This is a genomic window from Zarconia navalis LEGE 11467, assembly GCF_015207075.1.
Lineage (GTDB): Bacteria > Cyanobacteriota > Cyanobacteriia > Cyanobacteriales > Geitlerinemataceae > Zarconia > Zarconia navalis.
In genome coordinates this window covers 1-15419 of the sequence record NZ_JADEXN010000046.1, presented here as the reverse complement: position 1 = coordinate 15419, position 15419 = coordinate 1, and the positions used below count along the sequence as shown (strand labels likewise).

17 protein-coding genes and 2 pseudogenes are annotated in these 15419 nt (G+C 50.9%); 11 read left to right on the top strand and 8 right to left on the bottom strand.

The window, feature by feature from the left end:
* A pseudogene (locus tag IQ235_RS04235) lies at window positions 1-139 on the bottom strand (photosystem I reaction center subunit PsaK); the annotation flags it as partial.
* A gap of 207 nt (window positions 140-346) precedes the next feature.
* Here IQ235_RS04235 and IQ235_RS04230 point away from each other — a divergent pair.
* Together IQ235_RS04230 and IQ235_RS04225 are read left to right on the top strand one after the other, a co-directional pair.
* The gene (locus IQ235_RS04230) at window positions 347-1009 is read left to right on the top strand and encodes a phosphoribosylanthranilate isomerase (RefSeq protein ID WP_264320249.1); all 663 of its coding nucleotides are present in this window, start codon (window positions 347-349) and stop codon (window positions 1007-1009) included.
* A 71-nt stretch (window positions 1010-1080) separates the two neighbouring features.
* A complete protein-coding gene (locus IQ235_RS04225) occupies window positions 1081-1629 on the top strand; it encodes a peroxiredoxin (protein WP_264320248.1) in 549 nt (182 codons plus the stop codon).
* A gap of 24 nt (window positions 1630-1653) precedes the next feature.
* Here the strand turns inward: IQ235_RS04225 and IQ235_RS04220 are convergent, their stop codons facing one another.
* Window positions 1654-2490, bottom strand: a complete 837-nt coding sequence (locus tag IQ235_RS04220) for a M28 family peptidase (protein ID WP_264320247.1) — start codon at window positions 2488-2490, stop codon at window positions 1654-1656.
* Between the two features lie 75 nt (window positions 2491-2565).
* Entirely contained in the window at window positions 2566-3270 is a 705-nt protein-coding gene (locus IQ235_RS04215; protein WP_264320246.1) for an LmeA family phospholipid-binding protein, read from the bottom strand.
* Between the two features lie 746 nt (window positions 3271-4016).
* Between IQ235_RS04215 and IQ235_RS04210 the strand changes: the two genes are divergently transcribed.
* The 3 genes from IQ235_RS04210 (at window position 4017) to IQ235_RS04200 (ending at window position 5448) form a co-directional block, all read left to right on the top strand.
* On the top strand, window positions 4017-4442 hold the full coding sequence (locus IQ235_RS04210; RefSeq protein ID WP_264320245.1) for a hypothetical protein: 426 nt from the start codon (window positions 4017-4019) through the stop codon (window positions 4440-4442).
* Window positions 4443-4692: 250 nt separating this feature from the next.
* The gene (locus IQ235_RS04205) at window positions 4693-4839 is read left to right on the top strand and encodes a hypothetical protein (protein WP_264320244.1); all 147 of its coding nucleotides are present in this window, start codon (window positions 4693-4695) and stop codon (window positions 4837-4839) included.
* A 297-nt stretch (window positions 4840-5136) separates the two neighbouring features.
* Window positions 5137-5448: a hypothetical protein gene (locus IQ235_RS04200; protein ID WP_264320243.1), complete on the top strand. Its 312-nt coding sequence runs from the start codon at window positions 5137-5139 to the stop codon at window positions 5446-5448.
* On the opposite strand, the gene IQ235_RS04195 is transcribed toward IQ235_RS04200, so the two are convergent.
* From IQ235_RS04195 to IQ235_RS04185, 3 genes are all read right to left on the bottom strand, one after another.
* Complete coding sequence (locus IQ235_RS04195; RefSeq protein WP_264320242.1) at window positions 5445-6089, bottom strand: Fic family protein; 645 nt, start codon at window positions 6087-6089, stop codon at window positions 5445-5447. The genes IQ235_RS04200 and IQ235_RS04195 overlap by 4 nt on opposite strands.
* Before the next feature lie 5 nt (window positions 6090-6094).
* Window positions 6095-6376, bottom strand: a complete 282-nt coding sequence (locus IQ235_RS04190) for a hypothetical protein (RefSeq protein ID WP_264320241.1) — start codon at window positions 6374-6376, stop codon at window positions 6095-6097.
* A 71-nt stretch (window positions 6377-6447) separates the two neighbouring features.
* The gene (locus tag IQ235_RS04185; protein WP_264320240.1) at window positions 6448-6576 is read right to left on the bottom strand and encodes a hypothetical protein; all 129 of its coding nucleotides are present in this window, start codon (window positions 6574-6576) and stop codon (window positions 6448-6450) included.
* A 161-nt stretch (window positions 6577-6737) separates the two neighbouring features.
* Between IQ235_RS04185 and IQ235_RS04180 the strand changes: the two genes are divergently transcribed.
* Window positions 6738-7148: a pre-16S rRNA-processing nuclease YqgF gene (locus tag IQ235_RS04180; RefSeq protein WP_264320239.1), complete on the top strand. Its 411-nt coding sequence runs from the start codon at window positions 6738-6740 to the stop codon at window positions 7146-7148.
* Between the two features lie 290 nt (window positions 7149-7438).
* Here the strand turns inward: IQ235_RS04180 and IQ235_RS04175 are convergent, their stop codons facing one another.
* Entirely contained in the window at window positions 7439-8278 is an 840-nt protein-coding gene (locus IQ235_RS04175) for a hypothetical protein (RefSeq protein ID WP_264320238.1), read from the bottom strand.
* A gap of 275 nt (window positions 8279-8553) precedes the next feature.
* Here IQ235_RS04175 and pyrG point away from each other — a divergent pair, with 275 nt between their 5' ends.
* Window positions 8554-10218 (top strand): CTP synthase, encoded by a 1665-nt coding sequence (pyrG, locus tag IQ235_RS04170; RefSeq protein ID WP_264320237.1) that lies wholly within the window; start codon window positions 8554-8556, stop codon window positions 10216-10218.
* A 369-nt stretch (window positions 10219-10587) separates the two neighbouring features.
* Here the strand turns inward: pyrG and IQ235_RS04165 are convergent, their stop codons facing one another.
* The gene (locus IQ235_RS04165; protein WP_264320236.1) at window positions 10588-11199 is read right to left on the bottom strand and encodes a hypothetical protein; all 612 of its coding nucleotides are present in this window, start codon (window positions 11197-11199) and stop codon (window positions 10588-10590) included.
* A 176-nt stretch (window positions 11200-11375) separates the two neighbouring features.
* Here IQ235_RS04165 and ilvC point away from each other — a divergent pair, with 176 nt between their 5' ends.
* From ilvC to IQ235_RS04145, 4 genes and pseudogenes are all read left to right on the top strand, one after another.
* Entirely contained in the window at window positions 11376-12371 is a 996-nt protein-coding gene (gene ilvC, locus IQ235_RS04160) for a ketol-acid reductoisomerase (protein ID WP_264320235.1), read from the top strand.
* 161 nt (window positions 12372-12532) lie between these two features.
* The gene (locus IQ235_RS04155) at window positions 12533-13330 is read left to right on the top strand and encodes a Uma2 family endonuclease (protein ID WP_264320234.1); all 798 of its coding nucleotides are present in this window, start codon (window positions 12533-12535) and stop codon (window positions 13328-13330) included.
* Window positions 13331-13543: 213 nt separating this feature from the next.
* Window positions 13544-13883 (top strand): annotated as a pseudogene (locus tag IQ235_RS04150) (transposase); the annotation flags it as partial.
* A gap of 113 nt (window positions 13884-13996) precedes the next feature.
* A partial coding sequence (locus IQ235_RS04145; protein WP_264320233.1) for a UPF0182 family protein occupies window positions 13997-15419 on the top strand: 1423 nt, incomplete at its 3' end.

The following is a 15419-nucleotide window of genomic DNA, read 5'->3' as shown; positions in this document are numbered from 1 at the left end:
CCGGTAGTTCAGCCGGGAGAGCAGGGCCAACGCCGGGGTTTTTAATCGCCCAGTTACCGATGGCGAGCGCGAAGAGATTGCAAGCAATCATCAGAATCGCGACTTTGGGCGACCAGGAAACCGTAGTGGCAGTTGCCATTAAAGTTGAGTAAATCAAAAATTTTCTCCTAAATTCGTCAATTTATCGGGAAATACCACAAAAATTATAGGAATAGGTTTGCCTTCGATCGCATTTTGTTTCAAGAGTTAATATTCGATCGAATATCTATACAAAATTCTGACTTTCATCGATCGACATCCTGGTCTTCTGCTATCCTACAAATCGCAATCCAACCAGGGCGATCGCATGTTACGGGTCAAAATTTGCGGCATCACCCAGCCCGAACAAGGTCGAGAAATTGTCCGTTTGGGAGCTACTGCTCTTGGATTTATTTGTGTCGAAGCCTCTCCTCGGTACGTCAGCCCAGAAAAGATTCGAGAGATTATCCGCCAGCTTCCCCCCAAACCCGTCACTCTCATCGGCGTGTTTGCCAATGCCACGCTCGATCGAATTATCGATACCGTCAAGTTCGCCGGTTTGACAGGGGTTCAGTTACACGGAGACGAATCCCCGGAATTTTGCCGTCAAGTTCGCGCCACTCTGGCACAGGTCGAAACGATTAAAGCCCTGCGAGTCAAAACAACCGCAGCCCTTGCCACAATCGCCCCTTACGCCGAAGTCGTCGATGCATTGCTCCTCGATGCCTACCATCCCCAACAACTCGGAGGAACGGGCAAAACCCTCGACTGGCAAGCTTTACAACAATTTCGCCCACCTCTGCCGTGGTTTTTGGCCGGAGGACTTAATCCAGATAATATTGGCGAAGCACTATCCCAAGTGCAACCCGATGGCATCGATCTTTCTAGCGGGATCGAACGATCGCCGGGAGAGAAAGACTTGCACGAAGTTGCCCGACTTTTCGAGGGACTGCGACCCTATTTCGCCAACCCGATCGGTAAAGAATTGTAAACTAAGAAAAGAAACTCGATTGCCGAGTTTGCTCCCGTTTTTGCCGTTCAATTGTTGACCGAAAGATTTCTATGTCTCGTCGTCGTCCGATCGCTTTTTTGCTCGCCGTTTGCTTCGCGGCTTTGAGTTGGTTGAGTATCGTTCAACCCGCTCGTGCTATGGGCGGAACCTTGCCCCCATTAAACGAACCCGCGCCGGAATTCACCCTACCGAGTAACTCTGGAGACGGAAATGTTTCCCTATCGGATTATCGCGGACAGTGGGTGGTGGCCTACTTTTACCCCGCCGACTTTACTCCGGGCTGTACCATCGAAGCCCGTCGGTTCCAGCAAGACTTGCCCGAATACATCGATCGCAATACCCAAGTTCTCGGCATCAGCGCCGATGATGTCGCCTCTCACACGGACTTTTGCGACAGCGAGGGATTGAAATTTCCCCTACTTGCCGATACCAAGGGTCAAGTGAGTAAAGCGTACGGTTCTTGGATTTATTCGCGATCGGTCCGTCACTCTTTTATTATCGACCCCGAGGGCATTTTGCGCGATCGCTTCGTCAAAGTCAGCCCATCTATTCACTCTCGCGAAGTCCTCACTCATTTAGACGAGTTGCAATCGGCTTAGGGAAGTGTCTCCTCAAGGGGGTATCTACAATAAACATCGCAGTCCAGCGATCGCCCCCCGACAAACCCCCGTGAGAAAATCTAAATCTAAGGTTTCCAAACGATCGCTCTTCTGATGGTAATGGGGATTGCGCAGAAACGAGGTATCCGTGACCATTATCGCCCGATATCCCCGATCCCAAAACGGTGCGTGGTCGCTGCGTCGTGTATCGGGAACCCATTTTCCGGCATTGGGGACGGGTAAAATCTCGCAGGGGGTTCCGTCCCGGCGCATTGGTTTTCGCAGACGCATCAAATCCCCCAAGGATGACAAATTGCCCACGAAGATAATAAAATCTCCCCGATCGGGATAAAAATACTCGAGTGGGGTCGGATAACGTTGAGAGTTAGGAGTGCGATCGCAGTAGCCCAGCATTTCCAGGGATAGCATCAGACGCAATTGCCGTCCCTCCCGTACCAAGGTTTCTGCATAGGCGGTACTCCCGAGCAAACCGTATTCTTCGAGATCGAATGCCACCAATCGGATAGGATATGCGATCGCCTCCGTCGCAAATGCCCGCGCCATTTCCAGTAGAACCGCGATCCCCGTTGCATTGTCATCTGCCCCCGGCGATCCTGGAACCCCGTCGTAGTGCGCCCCCACCAGAATCGGCGGTTTCCGGGTATCGCGCACCGCAGGCAAATCGAGAATCAAGTTTTGATGAATCTTGCCTTGCACTTCAAAGTTGTGGCTGGCAACAGTCCCCCACTCTGCTAATGAGGCGCGAACGTATTCCCGAACGAAGAAATGTCCCGCAGAAGCCAGGTAGGGATCGCGTTCGCGAACTAGTTGAACCAGATGGGCGTGCAGCCGTTCTTTCATCGAAAGAGGGAACGGGGAATAAGGAACGGGAAATGAGGTTAATAATTGATTTTATTTTTAATGTCTATCAGATGTCTATTCGCTCCTGACCACTAAACAACCGCGACACAGGAGTTTCTGGGGATGTAGGCTGAGTTCTTGGAGGCGGACATCCGAACCTAATTCCCAAGTTACGCTTTCTAGAGTAGAGACGGTTTTCGATATGGATGGTGCGTGCATTTGGAGGTTCGTCAGTTGTAATGTGCCCTCACCCATCCGTTGCAAATCCATCTGAATTTTTACAGGTTGGGATTTCTGCGTCCCAGACGCTGCACGAGTCGTCGTCGTGAAGGTGAGTCGATCTCGATCGAGGGTAACTTGGGTAGTTTGCCAGTCGATGGGTTGAGGAAGTCGGGATTGAAAAAAAGAGGCGATCGCGTCCTGGAGGAGATTGGCTTTGAGAGACGCATTGAAATCCGCTTCATTTAACTCGAGTTCGGCGTTAACCTCAATCGGTTCTAACAAGCGTAGGGGTTTACCTTTAAGAACTTGCGCCAGATTAATCCGAATATTCTCGCCCTTGAGGAAAATTTGGCTCAGGTGCAATCCCCGATACACGGCGTTCTCGGCGGCGATCGAAATACTAGGAATATACCCTTTGAGAATTTGCTGATTGCGTCCGGAAATGGCAACGTCCAATCGTTCCACCCGTTCCACTTGCGATCGCAACCAAAACTTGACGGCAGGAGATAAAACAGAAGCAATCAGATAGCGTTTTTGGGAGATATTAGCGTGGGACATTGCTCGGAGGTTGCTAAGTTGCGCGAAACAATCGTGGAATATTTGGCGAAAACTCGCTCGGAGTCATCGAGTCGGAATTATTGAGCGAGGACGAATCGTTGACTCGGATGCATGTATTCGGTAAGGCAATCCCCTCAAGGGTTAACCTTCGTCATGAAATATCTCAGATCGTTCCAGTTTTCATCGCTGTCTTTCCGAAAACCTCACGTTAGGTTGCTAGTCTACAAGAATAATACATCCTATTCCCACTAAGCTCCCAGCGCTAGACCCGGGAGCTTTTATTATTTCTACTGGAATGCAACTTCTCGATCGAACCTCATCCGCATCGATACCCATCCCATCATTCTCCTAGGTTAGCGACTTTCATCCCAAAAGGCGAAGCCTCAACCGGGCGGCTCCGCGTACATTAATAAGTAAGCAAGACAAGTCACGCACCCAAGTTACTTCCCCATTCATCACTGATGAGTGGGGCTTTTTTATGTCACCTGAGTTTTCGATCTCAATGGGATATCGGCGGCGGCGACAAGGAAAATTTTAGATGTTAGATTTCGAGCAATTCCTGAAGTGTCATTCTAATTTGGGTCGGATCGTCACTCCATCGATACGCGATCGCCGCGACAACAACGAAGACGTGCATCCGAGAAAACGTGTTTCTATCGAAAGAGTGGCATGAGGTCAACGTTCTCTTTCTCAAAACGCTCCTAGATTGAAACTATCCCAACCTCATGGAAGAAGAGTGAAAATTCATGCCGCCTCAACCCTTAGTCCCACCGACCTCAAAATGCCAGAATTCTAAATCGGATATTTCACCAAAGCCGTCAGTTTTCAAGCAATTCTTATTGGACGCGACACCATTAAACCGATTTTATTGGACGCACGATGGAATGCAAACCCGACAAAAATGCTTCGGTCTTAGTAACGTTCGGGTTTTGGGGATCTCGATGAAATGGCGGGATATCCGTCGCCGCACTAGCTGTTTGGTGAAGTCGGTTGCTACGATAATTATGAGGATAGCCAAAGTCGTGCGATGGCAAAAAATGTTCGTACTCCTGGCTACTTGGGCGATCGCCGAATTCACGCTCAACTGCGTTGGACTTGACGATTTAGCCGATTATGGGGAGTTCGTCTTCGAGCGAAATCGCGCCTGTCCCCATCAAGTGACGACGTATTAACCGAACAACGAGATCGCGAGCTTTGGCGCTACGCACGAGGCTGAAAGGACGATTGCACCTTGGGAAACGATCGCGCTATTCCCCTCAGATGCGATCGCGATCGCACGATGTCCTGCGTGAGATCGAAGAAATTCATGTGCAACCTCACGAATTTTCATGAGCAAATTCACGAGTTTTCCGGACTTCGATCGCAGCGAGAATCTTGAATAAAATCGATACTATTAGACATCAGAGTTCAGGAGTCCAGTACATGAAACTTTTCTATCGCTCTCAACTTTCTCAAGCTCGATCGGTCAATATCGAAACCCTCGATACCAAAACCAGTGCGCCTTTCCAAGGTTGTGCCGATCGCACTCGCGCTCCTGTTTCAAATCTCTACACTCGTCTTAAGATCTAGTGTATCGCGGTGTTATCGATTCCAAAACACTCCACTCTTGGGTCAATACTCCTGTGACGAATACCTGGGGTTAAACCTCTCGAGTCTGCTCTGAATTTTTCTTGAAACTTCTCAACTTCTCTTCCGATTTCTCTTTCGTATTCCTCCACAGTTTGAAGTGCCATCTGAGTACTGGATGTCGCTTCTTTTCCCACCCAGTTTCAATATTGGGCTAGGGGTTGGCAGACGAACTGCCAAATTATGTTTTGATTTTGTCGATTTACAGGCTTTGAGTTACAGGCTTTGGGTTACAGGCTTATGTCTTCTTTCAATATTCGGACTGATGTTTCTTGTGATGGAGATCGTCTCAACTTGTTGCGTTGGAGCACCGCGAGCGATCGCCTATTAGAGTCATCCCTCATCGATGCGTGTTTTGGCGGTGGAGAGAACCCGAGAATAGACTTTCCCTCTCCATGTGCCGATCGCGCAGCCGGGTGGGGAATGCTAGGAATGCTCGTGGTTCTCGGTGCGGCACTTTTTGGCGAACCCACCCGCATTTCGTCTCCATCCCAGAATACCCTTCTCGATTCTGGCCCATCTTTGGAGAGAAATCGCTCGATCGGTTATTAGCCGATAATGCACTCTAGGATATACTCTTGCAACGGTAAAGGATTGCCATTGCGGTATTTGACGAGACTCTCGACGTAGGCAAGATCTTCGGGACGAGGGCTGATGGGGAAACGTTTGGGCCAGTATCCGTATCGACCCAGAATTGCCCAAACCACAAACCTTGCTGCATGACCATTGCCGTTGGCATAGGGATGTATCCGGAGAGTTTCTTCAAAAACTTGACAGGCAATGGCGATCGTATCGAGTAAGTGCTTGACTTTCCCATGTTGCGTATCCGAACGCGGGTAAGTGGTATCGAGAACCTCGAGTCCAAATTGAATGGTTTGGGAAAGCTGCTTCATCCTCTCACCCACGATTTCCGGACGGGCACCGACGCGAGCATCGCCTTTGACGTAAATCGGGTAGTGCCTGAGACAGTGAAAGTCCGATCCGCGATAATTTCCGGCAAAATATTCGCACTCCGTGGGAGTCAAATCGCAGAATAAATATCGATGCACGGGGCGAGAATCGATCGCGCTGGCAGCGGAATCGAGTTCCTGACGGCGAAGCTGAACGAGAAGGTCAATGGTTTTCCGTTTGAGGATTATCTCTCGATTGGGGAAATCGATATATTCCCACTCCGGACAATCTGACGGATACATTCGGGTCAATCAATTGCTTCGACAACATCACCCGCGAGTTGCACCGCCCAGGTCTCGATATCTTCATCGGCGCGGATTTCCAGGGCGTTTAAAGCCTCTAATGCTAGGGGTTGTAAGTTTCTCGATTTGGAAAGAGGTTGCAAATATTGGACGTGGCGGATGAAGTCGAATAAGCTTTGTAAGGATTGGGATGGCAACAAAGGTCGCGATCGACTCCCAGACATATCCGAGGCACTCCAAGCAAACGTTACGTCAGCTAAGGGATTCGCTAAATTGACGCTATCCATCCTATTTATTTCCTATCTATGCAGCTCGCAGCGATCGAGACCCCGATCGTGATTCTATTGTGTCATATTTTTTAGAGCATCTCGATTTCCACTCGACTGCGATCGGTTGCGGTGAGTTGAACGGGATTTGCTTTGCCTCGATTTATCGGGTGTGTTGAGGAACCGCGCACCACCGTCTCTAGATAAGCACGTGAATGCATCAGTCCTATTTAAATATTTAAACAATATGTAGGTTGAAGCCGCTGTAATATCATTCTTGGCATTAGCCACGATCGAGAAATCCGTATTCGACAAATTGAGTGCAAATCCCAATTTTTGGCGATCGTGAAACTTTACCTCAGCGCACGAAGCGCGATCTATCTTGAACTATTTAGGCTTCGATCCCGGTCGAGATAAATGCGGCGTTGCCGTTCGTTGCGAGGCGGGAGAATTGCTTTACCACGAAGTTGTCCCTTCTCCAGAAGCAATTACTGTCGTTCGTTCCCTGTGTGGGGAATACCAAATATCCGTTCTGGTGATGGGGAACCAAACCACCGCTAAAACCTGGAGAAAACAGCTTGCTGCGGCTCTCCCGGAGACGATGGAAATTGTCATGGTAGACGAGCGATACAGTACCCTAGAAGCTCGCGATCGCTACTGGCAAATGTATCCCCCCAAAGGACTCGCCCGCCTCGTTCCCCAAGGAATGCGATCGCCCCCTCGCCCCATCGATGATATCGTTGCTATCCTCCTCATCGAGCGGTATATCCTTCGGGAAGGGGGAATAGAGTAGACACCCCAAACACACTCCCAAACACACTTCCAAGCACACCTTCGGAGCACACCTTCGGAGCGAGCGTAAATTAACTCACCCCACTCACCAAGATTTCCGATTGCAAACAAGTGCGCCTTTCTCAAAATATTCGATCGCCGATGCCTTTTTCGCTGAGAATAGCCCCTTCTTATTGAGAATAAAGAAAATTTTAGTAACGGGTTTGCGTTATTTCAGGGGTGTGATACCATGAAATTCATGGTACCCAAGGGCAAAGCTGTATCCTTTTTTTGTACGTCAATCAAGTTAAACTACCAATCGTCCCGGTTGGCTTTTGAGGAATTCATCCAATCATCGCCATCCTCTGAGGCTAGCGATTTCCCAGACCGTTCCGAGGAGGGTTGAGGGCGATCCGCTTCAAAGGTCTCAAACGGGTCGGGAAATGGGTCTACCCGTTCTGGTTCCAAAGGCTCTTCTTCCGGCGGCTCTGGGGTAGCCCTGGGGACATCATTTCCCTCGTCATCGGCGGCTGCGTAGATATCATCCGCCTTCCCCGTTTCAGTTTTATCATCGCGATAGCTGTAGGAATACATCGAGCCTTCCTGGTAGGTCGGGATGGGTTCCTGCTTCATCTCAAAGCCAGGTGGTTTCACCCCATCGTCTTGCGGGTAAATCTCATCTGTTTTCCTCTGGGCAACATCTGTCCCCACCCATTCTTCCTCGTTATCCCACGCTTCAGCCTGTCCGTCTTCGTGCAACTGACCCGTTCTGGTTTCGCCGGGAACCAGCGGTTCGTATGCCGGGTCAGTTGTTGCCTCGAGGGGAGTGTCGCTGCGATCGCCCATCGGTTCGGCAACCGTTCGATCGTCCCAAGTGCGTTGAGCGCGATCGGGTGCTGGTGAAGGCGTACTCGCGCCAATGGAAGCACGGGGGACTTTCGATCTCGAAGAACCCACCCCTCGAAACAAAGTACTAATGGCGATCGCCGTGAGGATACCCGCCGAGATCGCCAAGCCCACCCAAATTCCCAAAGGCAAAGCGATCGAGGTCGTACCTAAAAAGACGATCGACACAGACGGCGACAAATTTTGCCCGATCGCGATGAGCAAACACAACACGACAATCGAGAGGGCGATGGGAAATTTTGACATGACGGGCAAGAGATCGATTCGAGATTTGTTTAAATTCTATCGCTCGACGACCTGGGAAGAGGAAAAAGGGAAAGAAAATGCAAGTTCGCTGGGAGTGTCAGTACCGAGCAGTCGCGCGATCGATTATTGGCCATCTGGAAAAAAGAGAATACACCCGTTGGTTTCGATCGCATATCGATCGAAACTGCCGATCGTGAAAAGCCGACACTTGAGAGGTCTGCCCCTCTCCTCCTGTGGCACAATGAACCCTGGTGCTTAAATAGAGCTGAGTTTCGATGACCAAATTTATCTTCGTTACGGGTGGGGTTGTTTCGAGTATTGGTAAAGGAATTGTTGCCGCGAGTTTGGGACGCTTGTTGAAGTCGCGGGACTATTCCGTTTCGATTCTCAAACTCGATCCCTACATCAATGTCGATCCCGGCACCATGAGTCCGTTTCAACATGGAGAAGTCTTCGTCACCCAAGATGGGGCGGAAACGGATTTGGATTTGGGGCATTACGAGCGATTTACCGATACATCCATGTCTCGCCTCAACAGCGTCACCACCGGATCGATTTATCAGGCGGTGATTAATAAAGAACGTCGGGGAGACTATCAGGGGGGAACCGTTCAGGTCATTCCCCACATTACAGGAGAGATTCGCGAACGCATCGGCCGAGTTGCCCGCCATACCAGCGTCGATGTGCTGATTACCGAAATTGGCGGCACGGTGGGAGATATCGAATCCTTACCGTTCCTCGAAGCGATTCGCCAGTTTCGCAAAGATGTGGGACGAAACAATATCGCCTACATTCACGTAACGTTGATGCCTTGGCTACCGGCGGCTGGCGAGATGAAAACCAAACCGACGCAACATTCAGTCAAAGAGCTACGATCGATTGGCATTCAACCGGATATGCTGGTATGTCGCTGCGATCGCCCCCTCAACCAAGGTATGAAGGAGAAACTCTCGGAATTCTGCGACGTTCCCGTAGAGTGCGTAATTACCGCCAAAGATGCCCGCAGTATCTACGAGGTGCCCCTGATTCTCGAACAGGAAGGATTAGCTCAGGCGACGCTGGAATTATTGCACCTCGAACAGCGGGTTCCCGACTTAACCCAATGGCAGACATTGGTCGATCGAATGTACCATCCCGGCAACAAAATCGAGATTGCGATCGTCGGCAAATACGTGCAGTTGTCCGATGCTTACTTGTCGGTGGTGGAAGCCTTGCGTCACGCAGCGATCGCTAATAAGGCAGATATTAACCTGCGCTGGGTGAACTCGGAAAATCTCGAAACCGACGATGTCCGTTCTTACCTCGAAGGGGTTCAGGGAATTGTCGTTCCCGGTGGATTTGGGGTGCGCGGTGTGGATGGTAAAGTCGCCGCCGTTCGCTACGCCCGCGAAAATCGGATTCCGTTTTTGGGATTGTGTTTGGGAATGCAATGTGCGGCCATTGAGTGGGCGCGTCATATTGCCGGTTTGGAGTCGGCGAACAGTTCGGAATTCGATCCCGAGACCCCAAACCCGATCATCCACCTGTTGCCAGAACAGGAAGATGTGGTGGATTTGGGGGGAACGATGCGCCTGGGCTTATATCCCTGTCGGCTGATGCCCGATACCCTGACATTTTCTCTTTACCAGGAAGAGGTTGTGTACGAACGCCATCGCCATCGCTACGAGTTTAATAATACCTATCGCAATTTGTTTTTGGAGACGGGTTTTGTCGTCAGCGGAACCTCTCCCGACGGACGGTTAGTAGAAATTATCGAACTCAAAGATCATCCCTTCTTCATCGCCACTCAGTTCCATCCCGAATTCGAGTCTCGCCCCAGCAAACCCCACCCAATACTGGAAGGATTCGTCCGGGTGGCATTGGGAGAAAATCCGGGACGGGTTCGGAAAGTTGAGGAAGAAAGACCCTCTGAAGCGATCGAAGTTGCCCAAACGGTATAGAACCCATTTGACATCTTTTCCCATGCTGCTTAGCTTTGAAAGAAGTCGTCACCCAGTTGCTTCATAGCAGAGCCTGTTGGGTCGAGTCATTTTTGACAAGCTTTGGGCAAATCGGTCTAGCTGTAAGGCTTGTGGCTAAAAGATGAGATCCCAAATGGGTTCTATAAGGCGACATATAGCGCTTCGTCATCAGTTTATTTACACGATCGATGAAACCGGCTTTTTCCATTCCCCATTTCCCATTTCCGAACCCGCAAAACTTGTAACGAAAAGGGCGCGAACTGCTATATTCGACCGCATGAGAGATTCTCAAGTTACCCAGTTGATGAGCTTTACGTCCGTTGAGAATGCAGACGGGTTCGGGAAGACTTAGCCTAAAGAATCCGATTTCTTCACCGCAACATCCCCAGAGCTATCCGGTTGAATAACCTCCAAAATCAATTTGGCATTCCCACTCATGGCTTCTCGAAATCGACTCAGATCGGCACTCGCTGCGGCCACTTTCTGAAGGATTTTTGCGGTCTTCTTGTCCTTGGCAATTTCGAGTTCTTCGGCACTGAGCGCTCGCTCTTCTTCCACCACCGCGCGCACGACAGGAACCAGTGGTGCCGCATCGACACAAGCTTGCTGGTAGCTCACTTGCAATGCCAGTAATTCGCACAGTTCCACTGCCCCCTGTTCCACGGGAGTCAGCTTGGGATTTTCCGTTTTTTGCGAAATAGACACGATCGATTCCTCCGTAATTCCATTGGCAAACCGTTCTTCGGGAAGTCGTTCTTCTTCCCACAACGTTCGCACCAGTTCGATGGCTTGTTGACGCGCGCGGGAACTATCTTTTTTTGCCCCCAGCAGGACGAGAACTCCCTCTCGCTCGATTTCGGGTGCCTCTAAATTGTCGATGATGAGATAGTGAACGGTTCTACCAGACAAGCGATCTCGCTCTCCCCAGATGATATCAATCTGATATCGAACGGCAGTCAATTCAGTCTGCCGAGTTTTATCCTACACCGATTGGGGAGATGGGGAGATGGGAGAATCGTTAAGAGTTTAGCGCGCTCGTTGCCTCCGGGAGTCTTAACCGTTTCCGGGTGCAATATGGTTTGATATGATGGTAAGTCTGCAAATCGATCGCAACCCGTTTTGGAAGGAGATGCCCTATGGCCCGTATGTACTACGACGAAGATGCCAATTTAGACCTATTAGCAGATAAAACCGTGGCGATCGTCGGCTACGGTTCTCAAGGTCACGCTCACGCCCTCAATCTTAAAGATAGCGGTATCAATGTCATTGTGGGATTGTATCCCGGCAGCAAATCTGCCCCGAAAGCTAAAGAAGCAGGATTGGTGGTACATACGGTTGCCGATGCAGCGAAAGCCGCAGATTTGATTATGATTTTGCTGCCGGATGAGGTACAAAAAACCATCTACCAGCAGGAAATTCAGCCTAATCTCGAAGAGGGTAATATCCTCGCCTTCGCCCACGGTTTCAACATTCATTTCGGCCAAGTGGTGCCCCCCCAGGGCGTGGATGTCATCATGGTTGCGCCGAAAGGGCCCGGTCATTTAGTGCGGCGAACTTACGAACAGGGCGAGGGAGTTCCTTGCCTGTTTGCAGTGTACCAAGATGCAACGGGTCAAGCTCGCGATCGGGCAATGGCCTATGCCAAAGGTGTTGGCGGCACCCGCGCCGGAATTCTCGAAACGACGTTCCGCGAAGAGACAGAAACGGATTTATTTGGGGAACAAGCAGTGCTGTGCGGCGGTTTGAGCGCTTTAATTAAAGCCGGGTTTGAAACCCTCGTGGATGCGGGATATCAGCCGGAACTTGCCTACTTCGAGTGCCTGCACGAGGTAAAGTTAATCGTTGACCTGGTTGTGGAAGGGGGTCTGGCGAAAATGCGCGATAGCATCTCGACGACAGCTGAGTACGGCGATTATACTCGCGGTCCGCGCATCGTGGACGATCGCACCCGCGCCGAAATGAGGAAGATTTTAAGCGAGATTCAGTCGGGCACCTTCGCACGGGATTTCGTATTAGAAAACCAAGCCGGAAAACCTGGATTTACCGCTATGCGCCGTCAGGAAGCGGAACACCCCATCGAAGAAGTGGGCAAAGATTTACGAGCCATGTTTAGCTGGCTTAAGAAGAAATAGAAGCACTAACAGCAGCATTTACTGGGGGAAGGGTTCGGGTTTTTTCCCAGCGCTTCCCCTAAGTTTTCAGCGATGGATATTAAGAAGATAGCAGCCAGAGACGCGGTCGCGCTTGTGCTTCCCTATAATCTATCTATATGTCCTTGCAATTCTATCGGTCTATGACTGAAACCGCAGCGCAAAAACTGGGCATTCCTCCCGCTTTCCCCGACCATACCCAGTTGCCAGAGTCGGACGGAACTTTTGTGAAAAATTTTCAGGAACATCCTCAGAGTATCCTGTTAACGGATTCGATCGAGCCAGTTCTGCAAAAACTGCATCCAGATGGCAACTACGCCATCGGTCAAGATTGTGGCATCTACTGGCGAGAAACCGAGCCGCCGGAAAGGGGCGCGGAAGCCCCGGATTGGTTCTACGTACCCAACGTGCCACCACTGCTGCTAGACGGTCGAATTCGACGCTCTTACGTCCTCTGGCGCGAATATACGCCACCCTTAATTGCCCTGGAATTTGCGAGTGGCGACGGCAGGGAAGAGCGCGATCGCACTTCCCTTTCGGCTGCCAACCTTGCCAAGGGGCAAAGACCTGGTAAATTCTGGGTCTATGAAAAAATTATCCGTATGCCCTATTACGGCATTTTCGAGATCGAGACAGGTCATCTAGAGGTGTATCACCTGACGGATTTTACCTATCGACAGCTAGAGCCAAATGACAGAGGTCACTATCCCGTTTCTCTACTGGGAGCGGAATTGGGAGTCTGGCAGGGCGCTTATCCCGGTCGAGAAAACGATCGCCAAACCCAATGGCTGCGCTGGTGGGATTTAGATGGCAATCTTTTGCTGACGGGTCGCGAACAGGCAGCGGAGGATCGCGATCGCGCCGAAAAAGCCGAGCAGCGAGCAAAGCGGCTCGAAGAGAGGCTTAGAGCTTTGGGAGCCGATCCCGATATCGAGTTGTAGCCCACAGAAATTATCACACTACCCCTACCTGTCACGAGCGATGTGGTCCAGTACTAGGGCGTGTCATCAGTTAGAAAAGGGTGGACCCGACAGACCCAGGCATAGTGTGTATGGTGTTAGTTCGGGATGGGGATGCGATCGTAGCTTGAAGGTGCGATCGCTCAAAAACCCCGTGGGTGAAGAAATTAGAGACACCCTACCTATACTACAGGTTTTCATCTCACGGGAGGTCAAGCCCACGATTTGGACGGTGCGGATGTTCTGCTTGAAGGTATCGAGTTTTACGCATTGCTCGCCGACAAAGCCTATGATGCTCGTGAGCGGGTGCGTCAAAAACTCGAATCCAATGGCTCCGTAGCAGTGATCCCCTCCAAAGCTAATCGCAAAGAGCAATTGCCCTATGACCGACACCTTTATCAAGCTCGTCATCAAGCGCGAAAACTTTTTTGCCAAACTCAAGCAGTTTCGAGCTATTGCGACCCGCTACGATAAAACGGCTCGTAATTTTTTGGGGGCGATTTATCTGGTGGCTTCTGTCATTTGGCTTAACTGATGACACCCCCTAGGTCGAGTTCATCCGACGGGAATGGTAAAGTTCGATCGCCTTGGGAATTCACCGGGCTAAAAATGTCACAATAATAGCGTCATCCAACATTGGGGCGTTGCATGAACGATCGCCTTCGCAATCGTATATATAGCTCGATCGCCTGGATTCTGGGACTGGTACTGGCGATCGATTTGGGAGCGCACCTGGTTGCCGATAGCCTCTGGTTTCAGGAACTAGGATATTGGGATACCTTTGTCGCCCGCGTGACCACCCAGTTTTCGGCCTGGGCGATCGCTTTTGGGAGTACCTTGGCGTTTTGCAGTAGCAACTTTTTGCTAGCTCGCCAGCAGCGATACGCCCCAAACGAATGGACGCGAGAGCAGCGAGATGCGATCGCCCCAGAGCAAGCCCTCCCCTCGAAATTTGCCGATGCGGGCGATCGCGTTCCAGTCACCTCACCCCTCGGATTGGGGTGGATACTCGTTCTCGGCATCGGTTTGGGATGTCTCATCGGCTCGATTTTGCTCCATTACAGCGCAGTGATGGTCAGTTTGTGGCATCCAGATCTGACGATGCCCGATATTTCGCCCCCTCTGCCCCCGCGCTTGAACCTCGAAACCCTTGTGAATTGGGCGATCGCCCTGCCTCGAAATCCCTGGCAGATCGGCATCCTGGTTGCCGTTCCCAGTGCCTTTCTCTATTCAACCCGAGTCGGGGCAAGTGCCATCGCCCTGATTCTCAGTTTGGGCTTCGGGATGATTCTCTCAGCCCACTGGGCTAAATTCTTAGAATTTCTCAATGCCACCCCCTTCGATCGCGTCGATCCGGTTTTTGGGCAAGATATTAGCTTTTATCTTTTCAGCCTGCCCATTTCCCAACTTTTTGAATTTTGGCTGTTCGGACTGACGGTTTGTACTTTTGCTACCGTCACCCTCATTTACCTCCTCTCCGGTAATGCCCTTAGCGAAGGGCAGTTTCCCGGCTTTTCGAAACAACAGCAACGACACCTACAAGCCCTTGGAGGGATTGTGATGCTAGCCATTGCCCTGCGGTACTGGCTGCGTCGCTACGAACTCCTCTACTCCACGTCGGGCATTATCTACGGAGCTAGCTATACAGATGTCAACGTGCGCTTGCCCGTCTACAGCTTCCTGAGTATCGCGGCGTTGGTGGCCGGGTTTCTATTGCTTCGGCAAGCCCTCTTTCTCCCCAGCCGACCCAAACCGATCCTTCCTCTCGAGCGACGCAAACCCAAGTATTCCATTCCCCTGGCTTACCCCATCGGCGGCTACTTTATTGCAGCGATCGTTCTCGGCTGGGGACTACCGGGTCTGGTTCAGCGAGTCGCGGTACAACCCAATGAAATCGCACTGGAAAAACCCTATCTCGATCGCAGTATCAACTGGACTCGCGCCAGTTTTAACTTAGACAATATCGAAGTTAAACCCTTCGATCCCACTGGGGAACTCACCCCCGAAGACTTAAAAGCCAATCGTCCCACCCTAGAAAATATTCGCCTCTGGGATACTCGTCCTCTCCTAG